Source organism: Paenibacillus sp. MABNR03, assembly GCF_050455445.1.
GTDB classification, from domain to species: Bacteria; Bacillota; Bacilli; order Paenibacillales; family Paenibacillaceae; genus Paenibacillus; species Paenibacillus xylanilyticus.
Genome location: NZ_JBCIYR010000015.1, coordinates 1 through 1,386, shown reverse-complemented (window position 1 = coordinate 1,386; position 1,386 = coordinate 1). Strand labels below are relative to the sequence as shown.

Here is a 1,386-nt window from a genome sequence, read left to right as displayed (position 1 = left end):
TAAAACCTGCATATTGGATAAGCCCTCGACCGATTAGTACTGGTCAGCTCCATGCATTGCTGCACTTCCACCCCCAGCCTATCTACCTCGTCGTCTTCAAGGGGTCTTACATACTGGGAAATCTCATCTTGAGGGGGGCTTCACGCTTAGATGCTTTCAGCGCTTATCCCGTCCGTACATAGCTACCCAGCGGTGCTCCTGGCGGAACAACTGGTACACCAGCGGTACGTCCATCCCGGTCCTCTCGTACTAAGGACAGCTCCTCTCAAATTTCCTACGCCCACGACAGATAGGGACCGAACTGTCTCACGACGTTCTGAACCCAGCTCGCGTACCGCTTTAATGGGCGAACAGCCCAACCCTTGGGACCTACTTCAGCCCCAGGATGCGATGAGCCGACATCGAGGTGCCAAACCTCCCCGTCGATGTGGACTCTTGGGGGAGATAAGCCTGTTATCCCCAGGGTAGCTTTTATCCGTTGAGCGATGGCCCTTCCATGCGGTACCACCGGATCACTAAGCCCGACTTTCGTCCCTGCTCGACTTGTAGGTCTCGCAGTCAAGCTCCCTTATGCCTTTGCACTCTTCGAATGATTTCCAACCATTCTGAGGGAACCTTTGGGCGCCTCCGTTACTCTTTAGGAGGCGACCGCCCCAGTCAAACTGCCCACCTGACACTGTCCCCGCACCGGTTTACGGTACCAGGTTAGAACCTAGATACGATCAGGGTGGTATCCCAACGGTGCCTCCACACAAGCTGGCGCTCATGCTTCAAAGGCTCCCACCTATCCTGTACAGATCGTACCCAAATTCAATATCAAGCTGCAGTAAAGCTCCATGGGGTCTTTCCGTCTTGTCGCGGGTAACCTGCATCTTCACAGGTATTAAAATTTCACCGGATCTCTCGTTGAGACAGCGCCCAAGTCGTTACGCCATTCGTGCGGGTCAGAATTTACCTGACAAGGAATTTCGCTACCTTAGGACCGTTATAGTTACGGCCGCCGTTTACTGGGGCTTCGGTTCACAGCTTCGGGATTACTCCCTAACCGCTCCCCTTAACCTTCCAGCACCGGGCAGGCGTCAGCCCGTATACTTCGCCTTACGGCTTCGCACAGACCTGTGTTTTTGCTAAACAGTCGCTTGGGCCTTTTCACTGCGGCCCCCTCGTGCTATTCACACTACCGGGGCACCCCTTCTCCCGAAGTTACGGGGTCATTTTGCCGAGTTCCTTAACGAGAGTTCTTCCGCGCGCCTTAGAATTCTCTTCTCGCCTACCTGTGTCGGTTTGCGGTACGGGCACCATCACCTGGCTAGAGGCTTTTCTTGGCAGTGTGAGATCATGACCTTCGCTACTGTAATTTTCACTCCCCATCACAGCTCAGCCTTA

At 54.3% G+C, this 1,386-nt stretch carries 1 rRNA gene; it reads right to left on the bottom strand.

Annotated elements, in window-relative coordinates:
* Positions 1–13: 13 nt before the first annotated feature.
* Positions 14–1,386 (bottom strand): 23S ribosomal RNA (locus AAIH57_RS29140); the annotation flags it as partial.